21 protein-coding genes are annotated in these 26197 nt (G+C 38.3%); 9 read left to right on the forward strand and 12 right to left on the reverse strand.

Annotation, left to right across the window (positions count from 1 at the left end; all coding sequences use genetic code 11):
- The first annotated feature begins 35 nt into the window (after positions 1-35).
- Genes mreC through rodA form a run of 4 tightly spaced genes read left to right on the forward strand, consistent with a single transcriptional unit; the run spans position 36 to position 4591 of the window.
- Complete coding sequence (mreC, locus tag WC623_RS00885; RefSeq protein ID WP_349784527.1) at positions 36-872, forward strand: rod shape-determining protein MreC; 837 nt, start codon at positions 36-38, stop codon at positions 870-872.
- Positions 865-1380, forward strand: a complete 516-nt coding sequence (locus WC623_RS00890) for a rod shape-determining protein MreD (RefSeq protein ID WP_372847650.1) — start codon at positions 865-867, stop codon at positions 1378-1380. The genes mreC and WC623_RS00890 overlap by 8 nt, the downstream gene beginning before the upstream one ends.
- Positions 1380-3326, forward strand: a complete 1947-nt coding sequence (mrdA, locus tag WC623_RS00895) for a penicillin-binding protein 2 (RefSeq protein ID WP_372847651.1) — start codon at positions 1380-1382, stop codon at positions 3324-3326. Before WC623_RS00890 ends, mrdA begins: the two co-directional genes overlap by 1 nt.
- On the forward strand, positions 3326-4591 hold the full coding sequence (gene rodA, locus WC623_RS00900; protein WP_372848962.1) for a rod shape-determining protein RodA: 1266 nt from the start codon (positions 3326-3328) through the stop codon (positions 4589-4591). The genes mrdA and rodA overlap by 1 nt, the downstream gene beginning before the upstream one ends.
- Here rodA and WC623_RS00905 read toward each other — a convergent pair.
- Complete coding sequence (locus WC623_RS00905) at positions 4584-5723, reverse strand: hypothetical protein (protein WP_372847652.1); 1140 nt, start codon at positions 5721-5723, stop codon at positions 4584-4586. The two genes, rodA and WC623_RS00905, sit on opposite strands and share 8 nt — an antisense overlap.
- Before the next feature lie 98 nt (positions 5724-5821).
- On the opposite strand from WC623_RS00905, the gene WC623_RS00910 reads away from it, so the two are divergent.
- Together WC623_RS00910 and WC623_RS00915 are read left to right on the forward strand one after the other, a co-directional pair.
- A complete protein-coding gene (locus WC623_RS00910; RefSeq protein WP_372847653.1) occupies positions 5822-6421 on the forward strand; it encodes a thymidine kinase in 600 nt (199 codons plus the stop codon).
- Positions 6422-6501: 80 nt separating this feature from the next.
- On the forward strand, positions 6502-7623 hold the full coding sequence (locus WC623_RS00915; protein ID WP_372847654.1) for a lipid II:glycine glycyltransferase FemX: 1122 nt from the start codon (positions 6502-6504) through the stop codon (positions 7621-7623).
- 239 nt (positions 7624-7862) lie between these two features.
- On the opposite strand, the gene WC623_RS00920 is transcribed toward WC623_RS00915, so the two are convergent.
- The 3 genes from WC623_RS00920 to WC623_RS00930 are packed head-to-tail and all read right to left on the reverse strand — an operon-like array spanning position 7863 to position 10453.
- A complete protein-coding gene (locus tag WC623_RS00920; protein WP_372847655.1) occupies positions 7863-8855 on the reverse strand; it encodes an MlaD family protein in 993 nt (330 codons plus the stop codon).
- Between the two features lie 3 nt (positions 8856-8858).
- Positions 8859-9632, reverse strand: coding sequence for an ABC transporter ATP-binding protein (locus WC623_RS00925; RefSeq protein ID WP_372847656.1), 774 nt, complete (start codon positions 9630-9632; stop codon positions 8859-8861).
- Between the two features lie 5 nt (positions 9633-9637).
- The gene (locus WC623_RS00930; protein ID WP_372847657.1) at positions 9638-10453 is read right to left on the reverse strand and encodes an MlaE family ABC transporter permease; all 816 of its coding nucleotides are present in this window, start codon (positions 10451-10453) and stop codon (positions 9638-9640) included.
- A 313-nt stretch (positions 10454-10766) separates the two neighbouring features.
- On the opposite strand from WC623_RS00930, the gene WC623_RS00935 reads away from it, so the two are divergent.
- Positions 10767-11132 (forward strand): hypothetical protein, encoded by a 366-nt coding sequence (locus WC623_RS00935; RefSeq protein ID WP_372847658.1) that lies wholly within the window; start codon positions 10767-10769, stop codon positions 11130-11132.
- Positions 11133-11243: 111 nt separating this feature from the next.
- Positions 11244-11771, forward strand: a complete 528-nt coding sequence (locus tag WC623_RS00940) for a ferritin (RefSeq protein WP_349784513.1) — start codon at positions 11244-11246, stop codon at positions 11769-11771.
- Positions 11772-11987: 216 nt separating this feature from the next.
- Here the strand turns inward: WC623_RS00940 and WC623_RS00945 are convergent, their stop codons facing one another.
- Entirely contained in the window at positions 11988-14399 is a 2412-nt protein-coding gene (locus tag WC623_RS00945) for a glycoside hydrolase family 3 N-terminal domain-containing protein (RefSeq protein ID WP_372847659.1), read from the reverse strand.
- Positions 14400-14512: 113 nt separating this feature from the next.
- Positions 14513-16168: an MFS transporter gene (locus WC623_RS00950; protein WP_372847660.1), complete on the reverse strand. Its 1656-nt coding sequence runs from the start codon at positions 16166-16168 to the stop codon at positions 14513-14515.
- On the opposite strand from WC623_RS00950, the gene WC623_RS00955 reads away from it, so the two are divergent.
- Positions 16157-16987, forward strand: a complete 831-nt coding sequence (locus WC623_RS00955; protein ID WP_372847661.1) for a helix-turn-helix domain-containing protein — start codon at positions 16157-16159, stop codon at positions 16985-16987. The two genes, WC623_RS00950 and WC623_RS00955, sit on opposite strands and share 12 nt — an antisense overlap.
- Here WC623_RS00955 and rclC read toward each other — a convergent pair.
- From rclC to WC623_RS00985, 6 genes are all read right to left on the reverse strand, one after another.
- The gene (rclC, locus tag WC623_RS00960; protein WP_372847662.1) at positions 16984-17550 is read right to left on the reverse strand and encodes a reactive chlorine resistance membrane protein RclC; all 567 of its coding nucleotides are present in this window, start codon (positions 17548-17550) and stop codon (positions 16984-16986) included. The genes WC623_RS00955 and rclC overlap by 4 nt on opposite strands.
- Before the next feature lie 62 nt (positions 17551-17612).
- A complete protein-coding gene (locus tag WC623_RS00965; protein WP_372847663.1) occupies positions 17613-18464 on the reverse strand; it encodes a helix-turn-helix domain-containing protein in 852 nt (283 codons plus the stop codon).
- 77 nt (positions 18465-18541) lie between these two features.
- A complete protein-coding gene (locus tag WC623_RS00970) occupies positions 18542-19813 on the reverse strand; it encodes a glycoside hydrolase family 88 protein (protein WP_372847664.1) in 1272 nt (423 codons plus the stop codon).
- A gap of 38 nt (positions 19814-19851) precedes the next feature.
- The gene (locus tag WC623_RS00975; protein WP_372847665.1) at positions 19852-20883 is read right to left on the reverse strand and encodes a DUF5017 domain-containing protein; all 1032 of its coding nucleotides are present in this window, start codon (positions 20881-20883) and stop codon (positions 19852-19854) included.
- A gap of 19 nt (positions 20884-20902) precedes the next feature.
- Positions 20903-22900, reverse strand: coding sequence for a RagB/SusD family nutrient uptake outer membrane protein (locus WC623_RS00980; protein ID WP_372847666.1), 1998 nt, complete (start codon positions 22898-22900; stop codon positions 20903-20905).
- A 48-nt stretch (positions 22901-22948) separates the two neighbouring features.
- Positions 22949-26098 carry a SusC/RagA family TonB-linked outer membrane protein gene (locus WC623_RS00985; protein WP_372847667.1) on the reverse strand — a complete coding sequence of 1050 codons (3150 nt, stop codon included), beginning with the start codon at positions 26096-26098 and terminating at the stop codon, positions 22949-22951.
- Between the last annotated feature and the right edge of the window lie 99 nt (positions 26099-26197).

The raw sequence follows: 26197 nt of genomic DNA on the forward strand, positions 1-26197 counted from the left end.
ATTTATAAATCGTAAATCATAACCCATAATAAGAGATGCGTAACCTTTGGATTTTCATAAACAGATATAACGCATTTTTCTTTTTCATTATTTTTTTCACAATAGGTATTATCCTGACTGTAAAAAATAATGTTTACCAGCGTAGTGTAACTGTAAACTCCACCAACGAAATCGTTGGGGATGTTTATCAGAACATGAATGTACTTAAAAAGTATCTTAACCTTGGTCCTGTAAATGATAGCCTTGGTGCTGAAAATGCAAAGCTAAAAACAGAACTCCTCGCCCTTAAAAATATTGACTCTGCAAAGACAGGTGTTGTTAAGGATACACTGAATAATCCTCAGTATACCTATTTGTCGGCAAGGGTTATTAAAAACTCCATTACACTTCGTAATAATGTCATCACTATAAATAAAGGTAGTGCTGATGGAATTGCTCCTGATATGGCTGTAATTTCACCTGGACAAGGTGTGGTAGGTTTTGTAATGGATGTTTCCGAGCATCTGGCTACTGTCCGCTCCCTCCTTCATAAAGACACCAAAATAAGTGTTACCCAAAAAAAAAGCAATGCATTGGGAATATTGGTATGGGGCATAGGCAATGCTGATTTTACAAAAGCTTTTGTAAAAGAAATTCCGAACCATTTCAAAATTAACCTAAAAGACACTATCGTTACTTCAGGCTTTTCAAGCTTCCCTCCAGGTATTCCTGTGGGAACTGTGACAAATACTGCTGTAGCCACAGGAGACAACTTCATGTCCGTAGAAATAAAACTTTTCAATGATTTCAGTACCTTACAGTACGTTTATGTAGTCCTTGATAAATATGCAGCCGAACAAAAAGAATTAGAAGCCAAGTTGCCCCATGAATAGCAGATTAGTATTGATAAATATCGTCAGATGGGTTGTACTCCTATTAATTCAGATCCTCTTATTAAGGAACCTGAGTTTCTATAACCTGGCTACACCATTTGTTTATATCCTTTTTCTACTGCTGATTCCTTTTGGAACTCCTAACCTGCTGTTATATCTTATTGCCTTTATTACTGGTCTAACGCTTGATGCTTTTTATGACACTTTAGGTGTACATACTGCAGCATGTGTTACCTTGGTTTTTGTCAGAATATCTTTTATATCATTAACGATGAACAGGGATGGCTTTGATGAACCAGAACCGACATTAGGGAACATGGGCTTTAAATGGTTTATCCTCTATGCTTTTCTATGTACCATATCCCATCATCTTGTACTTTTCTTTTTAGAAACATTCAGATTAGCTGAGTTTTCTTACACGCTTTTGAGGTGCTTTTTTAGCGCTATATTTACCTTGTTTAGTGTTATACTTATAGAATTTGTATTCTATAATAGAAAAATGCGCTAATGGATAATCTGTTTAATAGGAAATATGTTTTACAGGGATTATTCATTGTTGTTGCTTTAATTTTACTTGGAACATTATTTTATATACAGGTAGCGAGTGATAAATATTTTATTTCTGCTGAGAGTAATGTACTCCGTAAAATCTATACTTTCCCTGCGCGTGGAGTAATATTTGACCGTAATGAAAAAGCACTGGCACAAAATGAAGCCGTTTATGACCTGATGGTGATTCCCAACCAGGTAAAACCATTTGACACAATGGCCCTGTGCAATTTGATTGACATTGACTTGAAGCGCTTTAAAAGAAATTTTAATAAAGCTTTGGGTCAGTCAAGGTATCAACCCAGTATTTTTGAGAAACAATTATCTGTACAGGTTTACGCTAAATTATCTGAACAACTTTCACGATTTCCTGGCTTCTTTGTACAAAGTCGAACCATCCGCCATTATCCAGATAGCGTAGCAGCTCATTTCCTCGGCTATATCAAAGAGGTATCTCCAAAAGACATTAAAATTTCAGAAGGCTATTATCGTTCTGGAGATTATATTGGAAAATCTGGTGTAGAAAAATCTTACGAAACCTTATTAAGAGGCGAAAGAGGTGTGGTCAATATGATGTATGATGCCAGAAACGTACCTAAAGGTAGTTATGCTGAAGGTAGATTTGATACTGCTGCAGTTTCTGGAGAACGCCTCATTTCATCTTTAGACATCAAGCTTCAGAAACTGGGAGAAGACCTGATGCGCAATAAGATCGGTAGTATTGTAGCCATAGAGCCAGCATCAGGAGAAATTCTAGCCTTTGTGAGCAGCCCTAGTTACGACCCCAATTTAATGGTTGGCCGGAACCAGGGAAATAACTATATGGACCTGTTAGGAAATCCAAATCGTGTATTTAACATCAGACCTATACAAGGATATTATTCTCCAGGATCTTCATTTAAACCCTTAGATGCTTTAATTGGTTTGCAGGAAGGAGTTATTGATCCGAATACAACATTTAATTGTCCTGGTTATTTTAAAGTGGGAGGCCATACCGTTAAATGCGAGCACGTTGATGGAAATATTGCTTTAAGAAAAGGGCTTGCCCGTTCTTGTAATACCTACGCCTGCTATGTGTTCCAAAAATTACTCACACAACGCAAATATGTAAACCAACGGGTGGCTTATGATGAATGGCAAAAGAAAGTTAGAAAATTTGGTTTAGGAGAAAAGTTAGGAATTGATCTGCCATCAGAAAAGGACGGACGACTATATGACGCGGCCTATTATTCCAAAAAATACAGTAAATACTGGAATCACGGAACTGTGATTTCTCTTGCTATTGGTCAGGGGGAAATGGATGCGACTCCATTACAGATGGCTAACATTATGGCCATTATTGCCAATCGTGGCTACTACATCAAACCTCACCTTGTTAAGGCAATTGGGAAAAACAAGGTGATCAAAAAGGAATATGTAAAAAAGAACTATGTAGATGTTGAGGCCAGACATTTTGAACCGGTAATTGATGGGATGCAAGATGCTGTAAATGCACCATGGGGAACGGCGATCAGATCAAGAATTGATGGTATACTCATGTGTGGTAAGACTGGTACTGTGCAGAACCCACGTGGAAAAAACCACTCTGTATTTATCGGATTTGCACCAAGGGACAATCCTAAAATTGCTATAGCAGTTATCGTTGAAAATGCAGGTTATGGAAGTACTTATGCAGCACCTATGGCCAGCTATATTGCCGAGCAATATTTGAAAGGATCAATCGCTAAAAACAAACTGGACCAGGTAGAATGGATGAAAAAGCAGGTGATTTTACCAGAGCTTCCTAAACCTAAGGTTAAGCTAAAACCAAAAGGTCTGGATTCGGCAGCGAAGCCTATAACTCCTCCTGCGGTTCACATTGAACAAAATCATAATGTCAATCCCCCTATCCCTATTACACAATGATCAATCAGCAAAACAGCAATAGGTTTTTCTTTAATGTAGACTGGATTACAATCCTGATTTACGTAGCACTATGTACTATTGGTTTTGCTAATATTTTTGCTTCTGTTTATAATCCAGATGAGTCGACAGCATTCAACTTTGCCACCAATTATGGTAAACAGCTCATTTTTATTATCACAGGTTTAGTATTGGGACTTTCCATTTTATTGCTTGATGCCAAATTTTTCAGCATATTTTCTCCCATTATTTATGGGATTACCATCTTGCTATTGCTAGCTGTATTGGTTATCGGCCGTAACGTTGGGGGTAATCAGGCCTGGATTCCTATTGGTTCTTTTCGTTTGCAACCTTCTGAACTGGCAAAATTCGGAACAGCACTCCTCATGGCCAGGTATATCAGTTCCTTTAATCCAAAGCTAACAACTCTAAAACCTGTGTTGGTCGCCGCGGCAATTATTATTCTGCCTATGTGCCTGATCATGTTGCAACCCGATGCAGGTTCAATGCTGGTATTCCTTTCTTTCATGTTCCCTTTATATCGTGAGGGCTTACCGGGCTACCTGCTTATCATATTTTGGGGAATGGTGGTTTTATTTATCCTGAACCTTTATCTTACTTCCTGGCTTCTCATCTCGCTAATTATAGCTTTAGGAGGCTTGTTCATCTACTTCAACAGGAAGAAGCAACGTAGGATGATTACCATTGGCATTATCACACTTTCGGCTATTGGCTATTTATTTATTGCTAAGCTCATGTTTGAAAATGTACTGCAACCACATCAACGTACACGTATAGAATTGATCCTTGGGCTTAAAACGGATCCAAAAGGAGCTGGATATAACGTAAACCAGTCTAAAATTGCAATTGGCTCTGGTCAACTTACAGGCAGGGGATTTTTAGAGGGAACACAAACTAAGTACGGTTATGTGCCTGAACAAAGTACAGACTTTATTTTTTCAACTATAGGTGAGGAATGGGGTTTTGTAGGTTGCTTCGTAGTAATTGCCTTATACATATTTTTACTGCTCAGAATTATTAACCTCGCAGAGCGGCAACGTTCTACATTTTCCCGGGTTTATGGGTATTGCGTAGCCTGTATTATATTTTTCCACGTATTCATCAATATCGGAATGACTATAGGTATTGTCCCTGTAATTGGAATTCCACTGCCCTTTATCAGTTACGGTGGCTCCTCTTTGTGGAGCTTCACCGTATTGTTATTTATCTTTTTGAAACTGGATTCAAACCGAATGGGCTTTATTTAGCTTCGAAACGTTGATTCAATAATTCGTAAAACTTATCTACCGTACCTTGCTTATCTGCCCAGTTGTTTTTTACAGCATAATTGTTCCGTAAAAAGTTGTCTGCAGTTTTAAAATCAGGCATTTTATTGATCAGTTCAATCGCCTCAGCGTAAGCTAAATTGTAACCATTAAACAAGTCTTTGATATAAAGTAATTTTTCATTCAGATTAATCGCCTGCTTCAGATCGGTTACTTTAGCTTTGTTGCTATTATCTTTATTCAAGGTGTTTGACACAGAGCTTTTGCTAGCCAGCAAATCATTTAATGTAGGCCTTACCTGTACTACGTCTGATTCAACGGCTTGTACATTTATCTTTTCTTCAACTTTTTCAAGTGGTTTTTCAAAAACCGGAGTAACAGGCTCAGCTGCAATTGGTACTACTATTGCCTTTTCTTCAGATTGTTCAGCCACGGAACTTACCTGTACAGGATTTGGTTCCGGACTGGTAACTATTTGTTCAGAATTTTCCTGCTCTTCAACTCCGTCATTAGACTGATAATTTTGAACTTCTGCTGATTGCTCTCTTAATCTCTTTTTCTCAGCAATAATTTCTTCTTCTTCCTGACTTAAAGGTCTGTCGAAGATAGTTTCAACTGATTGTTGCTCAAATTCAAACTTATCATCTTCAATATGATCATTCATTAAAAACTCAAACTTTAAAGGCTCTGGGGAACCTGCTGCTTCTTCCTCTTGATTTACAGATTGCAGTTCATTCGCAGCATACTCGGCTTCCAGTTCTTCAAGTGTCTTTTCTTTCACCATTTTAACCTCTTCTTCCGGCTTTGCAATTTCCAGATGCTCTGGAGCTTTTTGGGTTTCAACGACTTCGCTTAGTATTACTGGCTCAATTTCAGTTACAGCGATAACTTCCGATTGATCTTCGCTATGTTCAGGAAGTTCTTTTAAAGGTTTATTGCTATTAAATTTCTTTACAATTTGAACATGATCTGATAAAAAGTTTGCATTTGCCAGGAACAACTCCAGTTCCAAATCATTGAGTTGACCCGGATTACGTGCTAAAAAATCATATTGATCTTGAAGTTCATTTAATATTTGTCCTACTTTTTTGAAAATACCCTCTTGGTTCATCATAATTTAATAACGGAAAAATTGATGTTTTATGTTAGTAACTTGACCTTCAAAAGTACTACAAAATTCTGATATTAGCAGGCTCTAAAATCCTATTAAGCATGTTATTCAGCGAACAAAATTACAGACGAGGAGAGTATTGCGGCAGCATTGAAGTAATTTGCGGCTCTATGTTTTCAGGTAAAACGGAAGAATTGCTAAGAAGGTTAAAGCGCGCACAGATTGCTAAATTAAATATTGAAATCTTCAAGCCTAAAACAGATACCCGATATGATGAAACGGCTGTAGTTTCGCACGACCTGAATTCCATTGAATCTACGCCTGTCGACAGCTCAACAGCTATCTTACTTTTAAAAGCAGATACTCAGGTTGTGGGTATTGATGAAGCGCAGTTCTTTGATGATAACCTACCCGAAGTATGCAATCAGCTTGCAAAAAAAGGAATAAGGGTTATTGTTGCCGGTTTAGATATGGATTTTATGGGTAAACCATTTGGCCCTGTTCCGGCATTAATGGCCATTGCTGAGCTGGTTACTAAAGTTAATGCAGTCTGCGTTAGATGTGGTAGTCCTGCTATATATTCTTACCGCACTGTTGCTAATGCAAACAGAGTTCTGTTAGGTGAAAAAGACAGCTATGAACCGCGTTGCCGTCATTGCTATCATCTGGGAGACATTATTGAAACACCCTTCTTATCATAATATCATAATCATGCCATAGATTATTTATTATTGGCTTCTCCTATTAAAATTGCAGTCCTTTGCAGGTTGAGCAAAATGAGATGAATATTGTTATTGAGAAAAAAGACATTAAAGAGGTTTACGAAACAGCTATTATACAGCAAACTGCTTTTTGGTCTGAAGTAAAAACTAAGCAGGGTTTACAATCAGAAGCATTTAATTTTAAAGTTGAGAATAAAAAAATTTTCGGCAATGCTTTAAAAAACACTTATACACATGCCGATTTTCTGGTATTGTTACAGCCATTGGATAATGAGTACTCTGTGGCTTACGTACCCTATGGACCAGAAATAGAGCCCAATGAAGAAAATCAAGGTAAATTCCTGGAAGAGCTCTCAGAATCCCTAAGGACTTATCTGCCATCTAAATGTATCTTAATCAGGTATGATCTGGCCTGGGAATCCCATTGGGCTAAAGAAAGTGATCGCTTTGATGAACTAGGAAACTGGAATGGTCCTCCAGAAAAGAAATACCAGGAGTTCCGTTTTAATTTCGATACGGTAAACTGGAATCTGAGAAAAGCAAACTCCGATATTCTTCCTTCCAATACTATTTTTTTAGATCTACAAAAAGACAATGATCAGATCCTACAGGATATGAAACCTAAAACGAGGTACAACATTAACCTCTCCTACCGTAAAGGTGTAAATGTTAAAAAAGTAGGGATGGAAAACCTTCACATATGGTATGCTTTATACCAGGAAACAGCGCAAAGAAATAGAATACATATCAATGACATCAGCTATTTTAAAACAGTTTTAACAGCGCGTGCTGAAAACACAGCCTCACCTGCCGATGTAGAACTGTTGCTTGCAGAACTGGATGGAACTCCTTTAGCAGCAATGTTCCTGGTGATATCAGGTAACCGGGGCACTTATCTATATGGCGCTTCCTCATCTTCAAACAGAAATTACATGGCTACCTATGCACTACAATGGGAAGCAATGAAAATTGCAAAAGAACGTGGCTGTATGGAGTATGATTTTTTTGGTGTCGCACCTCGAGCAGAACCTTCACATCCGCTTTATGGTTTATATAAATTCAAAACAGGATTCGGTGGTGAACTTTATCATAGAATGGGGTGCTGGGACTATCCCCTACACCTGGAACAATATAACAGGTTTATCGCAGTAGAAATGCAAAGTCAGGGTTACCACCTGTAATGAAAGTTAAAAATAACCATTCTCTTCTCCGTCTGGCACCTTTTTCTGAAGGGAAAAAGTGCCTATGCCGGCTCAAAGAAGGTGATTTTTATTTCAAAGCGCAATAACAACATGCTATATGCATCCTGCTAAAACAAAAATTACCTTCTCTGAAGAGCATAGGAAAATTTTGTCCTCCTTCAGGACAAAAGGTTCCAGCGATAAAGAGAACGGTTATTTTTGTCCGTTATTTCTGTCTATTATTTTTGAGTCTCAGCTTCAGCCTTTGCCTCTGCTTTAGCTTTCTTCTTAAAGAAGCCTCTCAACAAAAAGTTATGCTGCAATGCTTCCATATTTTCATCTAACTTCTTACTGCTTGTTTCCAGATTATGCATAATCCCTTTCACCTGATCTGCAGTTTTCTGATCATTGATCAATAAACCTACAGCATTGTCCGTCTGATTAAATTTAGCTGTAGCTTTATTCAGATTATCAGTCATTACAGATGCCGAGGCGGCTGTTTTCTGCAATTCATTGATAGACCTTTCCAACTGTGCAAACACTGCTGTATCGGTCATCATCTTATCCGCTAAACCACCTTTGGTATTCAATGTTTTAGAAAAAGCAGTCATTTCAGCAGCCATTTTATTTGCAGAGGCAGTCGTTGCTTTCAAATTCTCTACTATAGCTTTAAAATTATTAGCAACCTGTTCATCAGCAAGCAATGCACCAGCAGTCCCTTTACCATCCACCAGGTTCTTCGCCAATACCTTAAAGTCAGATGTGACATCAACGAGGTTTTTATTATTTACCTGAAAGGTCTTCATGATATCATCAGTAGAAAGCGTATTTGCAACCTGTAACTGATCACCATCCTCTACAAATGGAAATTTAGGACTACCACCTGTAATCACCACAATTTTGTTTCCGATCAATCCATCAGAGCTGATACTTGCAGCAGCATTTTTATGGATATACTTATGGGCATCCTCCTCAATATTCATAAAAACCTGAACCTGAGAAATTCCATAAAACTGAATTTTTTTGATGGTTCCGATTTTAACACCAGAAAACCACACATTATTTCCGGCTTTCAACCCCTGTATATCATTGAAGACAGCATTTACAGTAAAGCTCTTTACAAAGGCTTTTCTCTGGCTCCCTAAAGTGAATACCCCTAAAACGAATATCACCAGTCCCAGAAGTATAAATACCCCTACTGTTATCTGTTTACGGTTGTCTGTTGCTTGCATATATTATTGAATAAAATTATAATCATAAAAAGGTTTCACCCTTTCGTCGCTTGTGTTAAATACATCTTCAAATGGGCCGATACGCTGGAACTGTCCATCCAAAAGCATTGCTACCCTGTTTCCAACTGCTTTAGCACAAGTTAAATCGTGCGTGATCACAATAGAGCTGGTATGAAAGCGCTGTTGCACTTCATTAATCAGGTTATTTATTTCCAGGCAGGTGATAGGATCTAAGCCTGCAGTTGGTTCATCATAAAGCATAATTTCTGGCCGTAAGATCAAAGTTCTGGCAATACCAATTCTTTTTCTTTGTCCGCCCGACAACTCCGATGGCATTTGGTTAATTGTTTGTAATAAACCAACAGCATCCAGCATTTCCTCTACCGCCATATTTACCTCAGCTTTAGTCAGGTTTCTTTGGTTTCTCACCAGGGGAAACTCGAGGTTCCCTCTCACCGTCATACTATCATATAGCGCACTATTCTGAAAAGAGAAGCCTACCTTTAACCTGAGGCTTAATAATTCTTTATAAGATATCTGATCAACATATTGGCCCAATACTTTCACCATGCCTGCATCAGGGCTAAGGAGACCAACAAGGATTTTTATCAATACAGATTTCCCTGTCCCGGATTTCCCGAGTACTACAAGATTTTCTCCTTTAAATAGGTCAAGGTCTACTCCTTTAAGTACATGATAATTTCCGAACGACTTTTTCAAGCCTTTGATTTCAATCACCTTTTCGGTGTTTTTAAGTACAGGTTTTACTTCCATCATAATGCTTAGCCTCTAAATAAACCGAAAAACTGTACTGAAACTACCTCTTCAATGAAGATCAGGAACATCGCTATAACTACGGCAGAATTGGCTGCTTTTCCAACACCTTCAGTTCCTTTTGAGGAATTATACCCCTGATAACAACCTACCATACCTATTGTAAATCCAAATAAAACAGCTTTAATTGTTGAAGCCGTAATATCGAGAAAAGTAATTTGTTCCAATGAAGATTGAAAAAATGCCTTAGCACTGGTACCTTCACTTAAAGAAACGTTTAGTAAAGCACCCAGCATTCCCACCATAGCTGTATAAAAAGTAAGAATCGGAATGGTAATGGTGGCAGCAAGGACCCGGGTAGTAACTAAAAACTTAAAAGGATTAGTGGCCGAAACTTCCATGGCATCTATCTGTTCGGTAACCCGCATAGAGCCCAATTCAGCACCAATACTTGAACCCACTTTACCGGCGGCAATAAGTCCCGTTAACAGAGGTGCAAGTGTCCTAAGTAAAGCGATCCCCACTAATGAGGGCAACCAAGAGGTAGCTCCAAACTCAGATAATGATGGACGTGATTGTTTAGTAAATACAATACCAGTAATAAATCCAGTGGTAGAAATGAGCAATGCGGAACGATAACCAATTTCATAACATTGTCTAAACAACTCTTTCCATTCATAAGGAGGAAGAAAACCTTCTTTAAAAAAGCGGGCTATGAATTTATAAACATCGTATAAAGTCAAGAACATACGAGCCAGTTTTCCTGGCCCCTTTATTTCTACTTCTTCTTCGGGTATGGATATATTTTCAGCTTTGTTCTCCATGAATAAGGCTTAATTTCATAAATTGTCTCTTAGAGGTATCAAAAACACAAAGGCTCTTTCTCGTCCGTAACGATTGAAGCAAACCTTGAGCCATAATTCTGTAAAGTTAGTTCTTGCAGTACAAATACAATGCAATTTTCTAATTAGAAAGGTGTTTAGCTTTTATTTAGAATAATTACTTCCACATCATACTGACAAAACAGATCCAAAAGTCAGTAAAAAAAAGCAATTAATTGATAATAATTAAAAATAATCTAGTTTGATTTGGAATAAATCTAAATAATAATCACCTTTGTGCTAATCAGTTTTTAATATGCAAGATTTAACCATTCAGCCAACTATCGATTTTGTTGAAGTGTTTAGCACTAAATCAGGTTCTATTTATCAGTCTGACGCTGAGAATTGCTGGTATATTGATTTTGCAGGGAAACTGGCGCGCTTCGATTATCGTAATATTTTAAAATTAAAGAAGGCTGTTTATAATATTGATATTGAAGACATCCTCTTAAACAGTGAAAAATCACCGGATGTAGAGATTATCTTTATCTGTGCCTGCGATCATTGCTATGTGTTATCCTTACTGGAAATCATTGCTTTAAAGGAGCTTCTGCAAGGAACTTTTGTGATGTTAGAATTGAATCACATTATTTACGATCGTCTACATCGCATCATTATCTAATCTTACTAGAATTAGATTCTTTCCATATTAGCCTTATTTTCACTATTTTAAATAGTTAGCAGTATTTTTGTATTAAGAAATACGAACAATAGAACTTAATACATATATACAATGAAAGACATTATGCGTGTTAAGTGTTTACTCTCATCAGATGTAGAGACACTTATAAATCAACAAATAAAAAAAGAAGCTCATTCCTCAGCAATATATTTATCAATGGCTTCATGGTGTAACCGTAACGGTTATGACTTTTCTGCAGATTATTTCTTTAAACAAGCTGAAGAAGAAAGACAACACCAACTGAAATTCTTTAAATATGTTTTAGATATGGGTGGTAATTCAATTTCTCCTGAGATTACTAATGTTAAAGCTGAATACAATTCATTCCGTGAGGTTTTTGAAGAGGCTTTAGAGCAGGAAATTGCAGTTACTCAATCTATCAAAAATATTGCTGCACGTTGCTATAAAGAGCAAGACTTTGTTACTATTGAATTCTTAAATTGGTTCTTTAAAGAACAAAGAGAAGAAGAATACAAAGCTAGAAGAGCACTAGAATTGTTTGACGTTATTGGCGAAGAAGGAACTGGCAGATGGCAGATCGACAAACATGTTGGTCAGATTAAATACGAAGAAGCTTAATATAGCTTAGTTCCGGTATTCCGGCCATATTATAAAAAGCACTTACTCCTGCAAAATGCAAAACAGTAAGTGCTTTTTTTTGTTTAATGATTATCCCACACACACCATGTCAAAGAAAAAAGATAAAAAGAAGAAAAAAGACAAAAAGAAAAAGGAATGCTGTGAAAAGTATAAGGAAGGGAAACGGTGTAAAAACTGTCCCAATGGCTAATCCTGTTACTTTATTACGGTAAATTCTCTTTTCAGTTTGATGTCTTCCGACGAACTGCCTATCATTATAATAAATTTTCCTGGCTCAACTGTCCAGTTCATATTTTTATCGAGGATCGCCAGGTCGTCAGGTTGTAAATTAAATTTTACTGTCTTCGTTTCTCCAGGTGCCAGACTTACCCGTTCAAATCCTCTTAAAACAGATTCATAGGTAGTGACGCTGCTCACAACATCTTTTAAATATAGCTGTACTACCTCGTCGCCTTTACGCGATCCTGTATTTTTCACATCCACACTTATTGCTACTGATGCCTGTTGGCGAACCTCTGTTTCATTTAGACGCAGGTTATTATATTCAAAACTGGTATAACTTAATCCATAACCGAATGGATACAATGCTCCAAGTACCCTTGTTGTACCATTACCATTTGGATCATCTTTCTTTCCTTGTGCAGCCTGAGAACCTTGTTTAAAAGGGAAATTAAGTTCAATCTGTCCAATCGATTTTGGATAAGTCATGGTTATTTTACCTCCAGGATTATTTTCTCCGAATAAAGTTTCTGCAACCACTTTTCCGGCAGATGGGCCCGGGAAGCCTGCCTGTAAAATTGCGGGCAAATAGCGGTTTTCCCAATTAATTGTTAACGGCCGTCCATTTACCATTACTATCACCACTGGTTTTCCAGTTGCATAGAGAGCCTGTAAAAGAAGTAATTGTCGACCAGGCAAGTTTAATCCGGTCCTCGATTTACTTTCTCCAACCTGCTTATCTGTCTCTCCCACTACTGCAATAACAACATCTACATTTTTTGCATCAGCTACAGCCTGATCAATTTGAGACTGCTCTTCTCTGGTCAATGCTGTTGGAATGATTTCACTTTCAGGCCATGTCGCATCAATCACATCACATCCTTTACTATAACTCACATTTGCCTTCTTTCCTACGAAAGCCTTAATCCCATTCAAAATAGAGATGATAGGGTTATTAGAAGGCCCATACCTGCTAGTTGTATAATCCTCCTCTGCAGCCAAGGGGCCTGTAACTAATATATTCTTATAATTATTAATGTTTAAAGGCAACAGGTTCTTTTCGTTTTTCAATAATACCATAGACTCTCTGTTGAGTTGAAGAGCCATCTCCTGATCTGCTTTAGTATTAACTTTCTGATCTGCCTCTGCTGGACTTTTCACATAAGGATCATCAAACAGTCCTAATTTAAACTTCACTCTTAGTACATCACCTACCCTTTCATCCAGCGTCTTCATGGATACTGCACCTTCCTTTATCAATTCCCTTAATGGAAGAATAAAATTCTCGGGCATGGTAAAATGAGTACGTACATTTAACCCAGCTTCTATACACTGTCTTACCGCTTCTTTATAATCTTCTGCAACATGATGCTTACCAGAAAGGAACTCTACGGCCTCGCTGTCTGAAACAACATAACCTTTAAAACCATACTGCTTACGCAATAACTCAGTCAGAAAATAATAACTACCCGTAATTGGTTCGCCATTCCAATCATTATAGCTACTCATGATACCCATCGGCTTAGCTTCCTGAATAACCCGTTTAAAAGGGTACAGGAACATCTCATGCATCTCCATTGGTGCAACATGCGGATCGGTACGTGCTTGTCCGTCGCGACCACCCTTAGGCACACTATATACTGCATAATGTTTCAATGTTGCAGCAACCCCCTGATCCTGTATACCCATGGTCATTTGCTTTCCAAGTTCTGCAATCAAAAATGGATCCTCTGCATAGCACTCCACTACCCTGCCCCATCTTGGATCCCTGGCCACATCGAGTATAGGCGCGTATACATTTGTATAACCCAGTGCTCTGGCTTCCCTTCCAACAGTGCTTCCTGCTCTGTATACCAAATCCTTATTCCAGGTGCTACCTATATTAACCGGAGCCGGGAAAGGTGTTGCCCGATCGTGACATAAACCATGAATCCCTTCATTCGTAAAATCAACAGGAATGCCCATGCGTGTTTCTTCAACGAACCATTTTTGAACAGTATTGATGGCTTTGGCGTGTTTACTATAGGGAAATGAATACTGAGTTTCTGCTTTCTTATTATAAGGCAGGCTATTTAATTGTTCATCAATATTAGCGATTCCATCTTTCCATATTTTCGTCTTCCATTCTGCAGTTGGCATTTCATCTTTCAAGACCCTCCCGTAGCCATAGAGTGTGGCGGTCTGACAGGTTTTTTCGTCAACATTCATCTGGCTCAGCAGGTCATTTACCCTGGCATCTATAGATTTTGATGGATCTTCGAAAACATCCATTTTACCATTCTTATTAAAATCTACCCATCCTTTATGGTAAATATTTTTTTTCTGTGCATTTGCGACTGTACTTACAAACAGTAAGCCCGCTAATACGATGCTTCCTTGTTTCATCATGTATTATTCCTAAAATGTATCAGGAGGCTAAATTAATTCATTAGCATCAATGTAAATTGGCTTTTAGGTCAACCATTTTGGCCTATGAAGTCTATTTGCTACATTTTTTAAGCTTATCCATCAAGTCTTCCGGGCGAATGGGTTAACTCATTTTCAGATTGCGGCTTAAATATAAAGAAGCTGACCAATGCAAGAAAAACAACTCCAATTCCTCCGAACAAAGTCAGCAATTGAAAGCCACCAGCCAATGCATGATGTGTAATATCGCCAGCAGGATCTAAAGTTCCAATCACTGGATATTTTTCCAAAAGACCGGCAAAATTTCCCGCCGCGATTTTTTCAGCTGCTGAATGAAGCTGAACCTGATCCAAAGTTCCTGAAAATGCAATCTTCAAATGGATAAATACACCTTTACTTAACAAGAATCCCATCAGAGCGATATTGATTGCCAGTGTGATCAGTCTCGCACTCATATCTATACCTGAAGCCATACCTGCACGATCTGAACTCACTGCACCTGTGGTAGTATTGGTAACTGTAGTATTAGACAGTCCCAGTCCAATGCCCGACAACAACATGCCCGGTATCATAGTCCATGACCCTATAGGTGCTATACGGATGCCAAACCACATCAATATAAAACCCAATCCGATAATAAAAAGTCCTAATGGTATAACAATGCCGGGGCGGAATTTCATCAGAAGCCGCTCAGCGAGTGGTGGAACCACTAAGGTAGGCAAAGTATAAGCCAGCAGCACCGTACCGGCCATAAGGCTGCTGTATCCTAAGACACCCTGAAAGTAGATAGGAAGGTAAATTATAAATGGCCAAAAACAAAAGTTCATGCCTATAGAACCAATGATGGCCCCAGAAAAGTCACGTATCTTGAATACCGTAAAATCAAACATTGGCTGAACGCTTGTCTTTTCTGCATATAAAAAGAGCAGAAAACAGGCTAAAGATGCTCCCAGAATGAGTAGAGCGTAAAGACTTGAAAATCCCATTGCAGGTCCCTGTGTAATGTAATAAATCAGTCCAAAAACAGCTAGAGAAAGACTGACCATACCTAAGGTATCCAGCCGCTGTATTTGAGTCGACCGTGATTCCCTTACCCCGGCCCATGCAAGTCCCAGTGTAAGCAAGCTGAGCGGAACATGCACCAAAAACACCCATTTCCAACTTGAAAATGTGAGGATCACACCCCCAATCAAAGGCCCAAAGCCCAACCCTATGCCAAAAATAATACCCCAGGCGGCAAAGGCCAGGCTACGTTCGCGCCCATCTTGGAACTGGTGAGAAAGGATTGCTACCTGGCAGATCAGCATAATCCCTCCGCCAAGTCCCTGCAAAAAACGCCCAACGATGAGCAGGGGCATTGCTGTAGCCAGCCCACAAAGCAGAGAGGTTATACCAAAAAGCACCAACCCGGCTATAAAAACAAGTTTACGGCCATAGCGGTCAGCAAGCGTGCCAGAAGCCATCAGTACCGTAGTACAAGCAATGGTATAGGCATTCATGATCCATTGTACATCACTGAAACTGCCCTTTAGTAATTTTTCGAGTGTTGGTAATAATACCGGCACACTTGATATTTCCAGTCCAAACATCAACGAGGAAAGGCAAACAGCGGCCAGGGTCAATGTATTCTTTTTCTCTTTAAACATAGTTTTTATTTTTGAGGTCATTTTCAACAAAAGTAGACCGAAAAAGACCTGCTTATTCGGTTCATTTCTATGATAAAAAGGTATGTTTGTATTATGGTCAAACAAAATATGCACCAGCAGGTGGAGCTGGAATACCTCAAAACTGATCACTGCCCGCTAGGTGACCGGCAGTATAGTTTCTTTGAAATGGTGTACCTCATTTCTGGTAAAGGTACCGTGAGTATCAATGGCAACCGCATGGCCTATCGTGACGGGAACCTATTACTGCTCACGCCCAACGACCGCCATACTTTTGAAATAACCGAAGTAACAGAGTTCCTGCTGATCCGGTTTAGTGATAGTTACATTCGCAGCTATCCCTGGAAAAGTATTCATCATCTCGAGTGTCTGCTCTTCTATGCCACCCATCTATCAGGTTGCGTAATGCGATGCAAGGATGACAGCCGTCTGGTTGAAATGATTGTCGAATCGCTACTGTTTGGAATGAAGCTTGGAGGTGTTTATCAACAGGATCTGGACATGAACCTGGTGAATGCACTGATTGTTATTGCGGCAAGGAACATTTCAAAGATAAGGCCTGAAAACGTCCGTACCAATACAGATAAGCGCATACTTCAGATCATCAACCATATCGAGCGCCATATTTTTATGCCAGATCAACTGACTGCGGCTGTGATAAGTCAGACTTTTGGAATTTCACAGGCTTATCTGGGTATTTATTTCAAGAAGCAATGCGGAGAAACTATCCAGCAATTCATTACCAGCTATAGGATCCGGCTGATCGAATGGCGGTTAAAGTTCAGTGACCTGCGGATCAATGAACTGGCTGATGAATTCGGTTTTGCCGATGGCAGTCACCTGAACAAGTTCTTTAAGAAGCAGAAAGGCATAAGTTTGACTCGATACCGGCAGCATTTAATCTAAAAAACGCTTGATTTTTTAAGCATACGCTGTGCACTATCAGAAGCAATCAATAATCCTCCTGCCATCATAATGATATCTTTTATAACCAAACGGCCAGCACCAGAAAGATAAGGAAAACCATGTTCAGGTCCACCCAAGGCTGGCACCCAGGTTTCTGGTGTTGTAATTAAGAAACTAAGAGTAACAAGTGACATTCCAAAAGTAAGCAAGCCCCCTATAAGGCCTAAACGATCATTAAAAATGCCTGCAAGGGTAATCAATCCAATAATAACGATTACCGTTCCCAAGCCATAAGAAAAGACATAAGTGCCATTCTTTTGATGCCACTGAATATTTTTTTCTACTACTTCTCCTTCTTTATTTTTGTACTTTTTGTATTCTGAAGATGGCTCATTATAAAAAAAGCTCATTACCGGGCTATTTGCTACAAAGGGCACAATACCATCAGCTTCATATTGAAAAGCTTTTAGTCCGCCGATCCATGCCATTACCACGAAGATTGCGATTCGCATTAAATTTAAAAACTGTCTTTGGGAATTTGCTAAAAGAGTCAACATATACATTCAATTTTTTATTTACAAAATTGAATAATAGCTCCACATTTTACAATGGACGAATATGGATATTACCTGGACAAATCTGCCACAATAGATATCCCTACATCCTCTCTGAAAGTTGTTGGTGTAATGCCTGCATGCTTTTTAAAATAGCGACTGAAATAATTCTCATCATCAAAGTTAAGTTCCGCAGCAATCTCTTTCATACTCTTATAAGTAAGGTGAATCTGTTTCTTAGCTTCCAAAATTACCCTTTCATGTATCAGCTGTGATGGAGACTTTAAAAAGTAAGTAGCACATTGTTTTGAAAAAGTATTTGGTAACACTCCCAACTGTTCTGCATAAAATGAGGGAGATCTTTCTCTTTTAAAATGCTCTTCAAGCAGCGCCTTAAATTTCCCTATCGGATGATTGAGCACTTCCTCTTGAGAGAAGTTTGTTCCAGCTTTTTTCACTTTACTACTTAAGGCAAGCATTAACTGTAAGTAAGCTCTCACAACTGCCTGAGAATAGCTATCCCTAAAGTCCAATTCCACAGCCAGCTTATCAAAGAGATCATGCATGTCAGAAAATTCCTCATCGTTCAATACAATGAACGGCTGATCATAAATATTATTAAACAGCAGACCATTACAAGCTACTTCCTTCTTATGGTATTCTATGCAATAAAAATCACCATGAAAAAGAAGCCTACGCACTGGCATCTCATTAGGTTCCTTGAATACTATAGTTTGATAAGGCGTGGTAAACAAAACAATGTTACCTGAAAATTCATAGTCTGTGAAATCAACATTAACACCGCCATTTCCCTTGAACAAATATATATGATAAAAAGGATCGGACAATTGAATCCCGGAACGCCCAACACTAACTTGCTCAACTGAGCAATTCTTATAAACATTCTTTTTTTCCTGCTTCATATAATTCCCAATATACCAAAAAAGGAGATTAGTAAAATCTAACCTCCTTTATCTATGAAAAACCAGCTTTTCAGTTTTTACCCTTTAATCTTCTGATACCTTAACAAAGCTTCTAAAAAGTAATAATCAGCATAGATCAATGGCACATCGATTTCAGATTTATGAGGCAAGCTGCCTACAGAATGTTTCAGGATAAAACCTCCATTAGTACCCGGTTTAGCCAAATACTCGCTTCCAGACAAAGATTTCAGCATTAATTCAGCCTGATTAAAATACTTCTTACCGTCCTTAGCAAAAGTACTAAGTTCTAATAATGCTGAAGCAGTTAATGAACCCGCAGAAGCATCACGGGGAATGTACGACAGCTTGTTAGCATTGTAATCAAAATCTGGCTTATATCCTTTTTGCTCCGCATTAAAATCCCAATATGGAATTTTATCCTTTGGTAAATTTGGATGATTGATGTAGAAGTCCGCAGCTTTCTGAGCTGCATTTAAGAATCTTTTGTCTTTAGTTTCTCTGTACATCATTGTAAAGCCATATATCGCCCATCCTTGTCCCCTGGCCCAGGTAGAGTTATCAGAATATCCCTGATTAGTTTGTTGATGTAATACTTTGCCATCAGGCGCATAATCCACCACGTGGTAAGTACTAAAATCTGGTCTGAAATGATACTTCATTGTATTTAGAGCATGACTTACTGCTACATCTTTATATTTCGGATTTCCTGTCAATTTAGATACATAGCATAACATTTCCAGGTTCATCATATTATCGATGATCACAGGGAATTTCCAGGTTGTTTTTTTGTCCCATGAAGCCTTAGTATTCCATGATTTAATCAAACCAACTTTAGGATCAAAGCGTGTTAATGCAGACTCTGCCGACTGAATCAGAATTTTATGATACAATTCTAATTTCTTAGGATCTTTTTCAAATCTGATAGCATTTCCATATGAACAATACATTACAAAACCTACATCATGGTGTTGCGTTAAAAACTGAGCTTGTTCTAAAGCTTCAGTCCACTTCGTAGCAGCAGCTTTCCATTCCGGTTTACCTGTATATTCATAAATGTACCATAAGCCTCCAGCAAAGAACCCCTGTGTCCAATCCCAAACATCTGTACTTCTTACAGACCCATCTTTATTGGTTGTACGTGGAAATTGTGTAATATCTGTTGAAGTTTTCAGCAAATTGCGGTATTGTTTTTCAGCAACTGAAAAATCTTTCTTAAGTAACTCTGTTTTAGGTGTAAGCCATAAATAAGAAGATGTAGAAACAGTAACGACCAGGGCCGCTGCCATTAGCAGGTAACGCCTTTTCTTCTTGAGATTGTTTAACTCCATTTGTCTTGTTTTGATATAATAAATAATCTAATTGTGAACTAAGGTTTGGTAATCGTGATTGGTAATTGTCTGACTACCGATGAACTACCGTTAACGGTGTTATTTGAAGCTACGAATGTCACCTTATACTTGCCTTCTGTATACATAGGTGCAACCGGATAGCTATTTATTAATTTGTTGATATCTTTGATAGGCAAACCAGCATCTGGAGACACTTTGCGCAAATCTACAGGTCCCATGATCGCCCAGGATTCTGCCCCAGCTGTAGCAGCACCCGCACTTGTAGCTCCAGTAATAACCAATGTTCCTGCAGCAGCTATACCAGCGCTATAAACCCATCTGTATCTGTTTGCATTTTTCGCGACATCATAAGTACTTAACCATCCTAAGCCAGGCGTATTTACACCATAATTAGTGATACTTTGATTAGGCGCAGCGAAATTAGCCTGCGTATAAACAGTATTATCTGGCAAAACATTATTTAAAGAAAGCGCACTGATTGTCCATTTATTTTGAATGGTTCCAGCAGTGGCAGTATATTTAAAGGCTATAAACACAGGTGCTCCCTTGTCAAAATCAGAAAGATCAATTACACCTGAACTTACAGCTGTTGTAGTCCCTGTTGACCAGGTAGCGCGACTACTGATGTCTGTCCAATTGGCTTTAGTAATATTGTCCATTGTAGCAGCCGTGTCTTGTGTAACCACCCCCTGAATTGTTTTTGATTTTGCAACAACTCCATTAAAATCTGATGACACGAGTAGTTGCAAAGAATTTGTCTGTGTACCTGTAGCTCTTATTGTACTAAATGTAAGTTGAGGAACACCTTTTGCGGAAGTGCGATCTTTAAACTCATAACGCTGTCCAATAGCTCCCGAAAAGAAAGTGATCACATCAGGGTTTCCATTGAATTGATATACAATTGTATCCTTTTCTGTAAAACTATCACTTGTCTGTCCATTTGTTTTTGCACTTGACACATCAAAAGAAACTTGTTTCTCCTCAAGTGTTTTATCACAGGCCGCTAACATCAATACGCCGGCCAACATGCTTATATTTAAAATTTTCATAATTTCTATCTTAAAATGATTACCAACCTGGGTTTTGAACTGCCAATTTATTTACTGTGGTTTCTGCAGAAGGAATTGGGAACAATACATGTCTTGGCTGCACATTCGAACCGGCCAACCCTCCATAAGAAAACGAAGCTCCGTTCTCTCTGATTTCTGTACCAACAGCATTCATTGTACTCACAAATTTCCCCCAGCGTATTAAATCTGGTCTTCTAAGAGACTCGAAACAAAGTTCCATAGAACGTTCATTTTCTATTGCCAACTGAAAATCGCCTGGTGTCAAACCACTTAGATCAACTACTGATGTTGCTATAGTAGCATTAGCAGTAGCCCTTAAACCTACATAAGTAAATACTGCTCCAGTTACACCTGCAGATGAAGCACCGGAAGTATGAGTGGGAGCTGTTGCTGTAGAAGTACCAGCAATAGTCACAGTATACAGATTATTTCCATTAAAAACTTGTGTATTTACAGTATAGTTTACTCCGGTTGTCCACGGTGTACCAATTGTTACTGTTGGCACTGATGTGTAACCACTACCTGGATTAAGTACTGCAACTGCAGTTACTTTTCCTGATGTGTTATGAACAGCAGCCTGAGCTGTGGCTCCTGTTCCACCACCACCTGTAATAGTTACTGGAATGTTATTTAAGGTACCAAGGTATCCCGTATTCCCTGTAGTTACCAGGTTAATGGTATTTACGACTGAAACACTGGCTCCAACTGTGGTTGGACTTAAGCCATATGCTCTTCTTCGCACCTGATTAATAGCATCATAAGCCAATGGGGTAGGTCCATTTATATGATTCTCTGCTTCTGCAAACATTAATAGCACATCAGAATATCTTAACAATGGGTAATTGATAGGTGTTGTATTCTGATTTTTATTGTCTAATACATAAGCCTCTCTTCTAAATTTACCAGCATCACGGTTATAAATTTGCGCAGGTGTATAATAGTTGTAGTAATATCTGTCCGGATAGCTGGTATTATAACTAAATTGAGCTAAATTCCAGTCACGTCTCAAATCTCCAGGCTTAAAAAGGTTAAACAAGCGTGCAGTGGTATGTAAAAATCCATATGAATAGCCAATTGTAGTTCCTATAGCTGTTGTCGCCTGCATCTGGATGCCGCCTGTATTGCCAACTCTACCTGTTGATCCTTTGCCATCAGCGCCATTTCCTTTAAATTCAACTTCCCACATGCTCTCTTTGATCTCATAAACATCTCTATGCATATTTATAAACGTTTGTCTATAACTTGGGTTTAAGCTATGATCACCAGAATTCATTACTTCTAGAGCCCATTTTCTTGCATCATTGTATTTCGACTCATCTTTTAAAGGTTCACCCGCCATTGTTAAACATACTCTGGCTAGAATCCCCTGAACAACAGTCTTAGAAACACGACCACTAAATCCAAAATCAGTAATTTTAGATGTTAAGCTTTCAGCTTTTTCCATATCACTTAAAATCTGTGCATAAACATCCTTAAGAGGAGTTCTTGGAATCTGTACATCTTCAGCAGATGGTGATTTTGTCGGTTCTATTTTCAGTGGTACATCTCCAAAATTACTGGCAAGTAAGAAATAATAATAACCGCGCATAAATAGGGCTTCTCCTAAAATAGGTTTACGTCTTTCCTCATCCATTTGTGCAACATTTATATTGGCGATAAGCAGATTTGCTCTTTCAATACCAACATAACACTGTTGCCAAAGCGCTGCTACGGTATTATCAGCATAATCGAAATTATAAACCATTACACCTAGTGTTTGTGCGCTTCTTTGATAAAAAGCCTCATCAGAGATATTATAAGTACAGTTTAAAAAATCACCATACATAGAACCTAACGAAAGGGGGTAATACACACCGGCCAAAGCATTAATCAGCTTGGTTTCAGAATCATAATAATCTTTTTGTACCAAATTATCAGTGGGTACAGTATCTAAAAACTTTTTGCAGGAGGTAAACCCCAAGCTCAATATGATGATAGAAAATAATAACTTTTTCATTTGATTTTGTTTTTTCTGTGAATGTTTTGATTTCATTTAACACAAAACTTAAAAAGTAATGTTTGCACCAAAGGCCAATGTTCTAGCTCTTGGGTAACCACTATAATCAAAGCCTCCTGTAAGTACAGAATTATAGGTACTTACTTCCGGATCAAGACCAGAATATTTTGTCCATGTATACAGATTTTGGGCAGACAAGAAAACGCGTACTGCACTAATCTTAATTTTACTTAACACTGGTTTAGGGACGTTATAACCTAAGGATACCGTTTTCAATCGAAGGAATGAGCCATCTTCTATCGTTCTTGAAGAATAACCGGCAACAGAAAAACCACCGGCACGGAAATTTGATGAACCTTGATTTTCGGGCGACCAACGATCTGTATAACTGTCAAACTGCTGCAAGAACCTTGTAGCTCTACCACCTTCAAAAACCAGGCGATTATTATTTTGGATATCGTTACCGTAAGACCATTGGAAGAAAACGTTCAGATCAAAGTTTTTATAAGTCAGATTATTTGAAAATCCTCCTGTATGTAAAGGCAAGCTCTTGCCAATAACTGCATAATCTGCTGATGTTATGGCACCATCTCCATTAATATCTTTGTATTTAATATCACCAGGCTGAATAATGTTACGATTTGAGCCATTTGAAGGCACATTGTCTTTTAAAAGATACTCACCTGTTGATGATTGTGTAAAATCACTGTATTGATAACTTCCTTCCCAGATAAAGCCATACATTAAACCCAATGGCTCACCAATTTTGGCGATATAAGAAGGTATATTGGTGTACCCATTATCCCAATTGGTTGTCGACGGCAAAGTCAACTGATCTTCAGTTAATTCCAACACCTTATTTTTATTAAAAGAAATGTTGAAACTACTACTCCATTGGAAATTTTTATTACTGATGTTAACTGTACTCAGACTAAACTCCAAACCCCTGTTAGATACTGCACCAACATTTTTAAATGCTGAAATATAACCTGAAGAAGTTGGAAGTGTTGCTTTCAAAAGCAGATCTTTTGTATTCTTTTTATACACATCTGCTGTTAGTGATATCCTATTGTTGAAAAAGGCAACATCCACTCCTGCATCATATTGATCTGTAGTTTCCCATTTTACTTTTGGATTTCCAAGATCCTTAGGAAGAATACTGGTTACATAGATGTCATTCCACGGATATGAACTTCCTGGTGCAACATCTGTTGTAGATAAATAAGCAAAATCACTTACCCTGTTGTTACCAGTTTTACCATAACTAGCTCTTAGCTTACCATCTGATAATATCTTGTTGTCTTTAAGAAAATCCTCTTTAATAAATCGCCATGAGGCTCCCACAGAGGGAAAATAACTCCATTTGTTATCGGGAGCAAATTTAGAAGAGCCATCTGCACGATATGATGCTTCCAAGTAATACTTAGATTTATAATTATACTTTGCTCTTCCAAAAAAAGAAGCAAGGTTCCATAACGAACTACCAGCAGTGGTAATAGGTCTTACCTCCCCCTCATCTAAACCGCTAAGGCCAAGCTTCTCGTTCGGTAATAAGATTGCTCCAAAACCAAATGCATCACTGGTATTTCCCTGAGCTGAAAATCCACCGAGAATATTTAAATTATGTTGCTTATTGATAGTTTTAGTCCAGGTCAAAGTGTTTTCATTCGACCAGTTATTATTATTTGCTTCAGTTATGGAACCATTCACTCCGCTGGTTCTACCTGGCGAAGTATTAGGGCTACCCAGATAAGTTTTGGAATTATTAAATGCCTCATTAATCACTCTGGCATTGTTCATTCCTCCTGTTATCCTCAGTTTTAATTCTTTAGAAATTGCATAATCAAGATATGCGTTCAGGTTTAAATTATAGGTCTTATTATTCCTTAACATATTTGCCTGATTCATAATAGGATTATATTTATAATCTGTTCCACTACCAGTTGTTTCGTCGACTCCCTCTTCTACAGTATATTCCGATACTGGTGAATAGCCCCAAACACTATATAAAATCAAAGTCGTTCCACTTCCCCCGGTACCTTGAGATGCCGAGTTCCCTCCACGCAATAAATAACTATAGCTACCATTTAACCCAACCTTAAGTTTACTACTTAAGGTTTGATCTAGTGAAATTCTACCCTGATATCTTTTATATGTTGTATTGATGATCGTTCCTTTCTGATCATTAAGGTTTCCCGAAACGGAATACACTGTTTTACCAGTACCACCTCTTAGGGCTAAAGAATAATCCTGTCTTATACCAGTTTGGAAGAAAGGTTCCTGCCAATCTGTAGCTTGGACATTTCTATAATCTTCCAGGGTTCTGTTAGGTCTTGTTAATAAAGTATAAATGGGAGTTGGATCAGAAGGCGAGCCCATTGCTCCCGGAACCAATTCCAACTGCAACTTCGCAAATTCGTATGGACTCATCAGCTTCATAGTCTTAATGTTGTTATCCATACTCACAGTTGGGCTAAATGAAATTATCGGCTCACCAACCTTTCCTTTCTTGGTAGTAATCATAATTACACCATTAGCTCCCCTTGCACCATAAATTGCTGTAGCAGATGCATCTTTAAGCACATCTATTGATTCTACGTCTTTAGGATCAAATACATTTAAGTTGAAACCTTCAATTGGAAACCCATCAACAACATAAAGTGGGCTGTTGCTTTGAGTAATCGAATTGGCACCTCTTATTACGATATTTACAGAAGAACCCGGTTGACCGTCTGAAGAGTTGACCTGTACCCCTGCAACGCGACCGGCAAGTGCTTCGTCTATAGAACGAACTGGAGCTTTTACCATATCATTCATGTCAACCTGTCCAACCGAACTTACCAGATCTGCTTTTTTACTTGTACCATAACCAATTACCACAACATCATTTAAGGATTTGCTGTCTTCGGAGAGTATAACATTTAATATGCCTTTATCTCCAACATTAACTTCCCTTTTCAGGTAACCGATATAGGTAAATACAAGTGTGCTGCTGCCGGTAGATGGAACCTGAATGGCATAACGACCATCTTTATCAGTGGTAGCACCAGTTTTGGTCCCCTTAACCAATACACTAACTCCTACTAAAGGAGTATTTGGTCCTTGCTCTGTAACGACGCCTACAATCTGCCTCGTTTGCTGGCCAAAAGATATGGCCGAATAGAGCATAAACATTAAAAAAATGTAAATTTTTCTCATACTTAAAAAGTTTAAATTTGGTTGTTAGTAATAACCTACGAGATCATCATTAGCAAATCTACATAGGAACATTCCACTGAAAGCGGTAAAAACAAGTCT

The sequence above is a fragment of the Pedobacter sp. genome, from assembly GCF_041645105.1.
GTDB lineage: Bacteria > Bacteroidota > Bacteroidia > Sphingobacteriales > Sphingobacteriaceae > Pedobacter.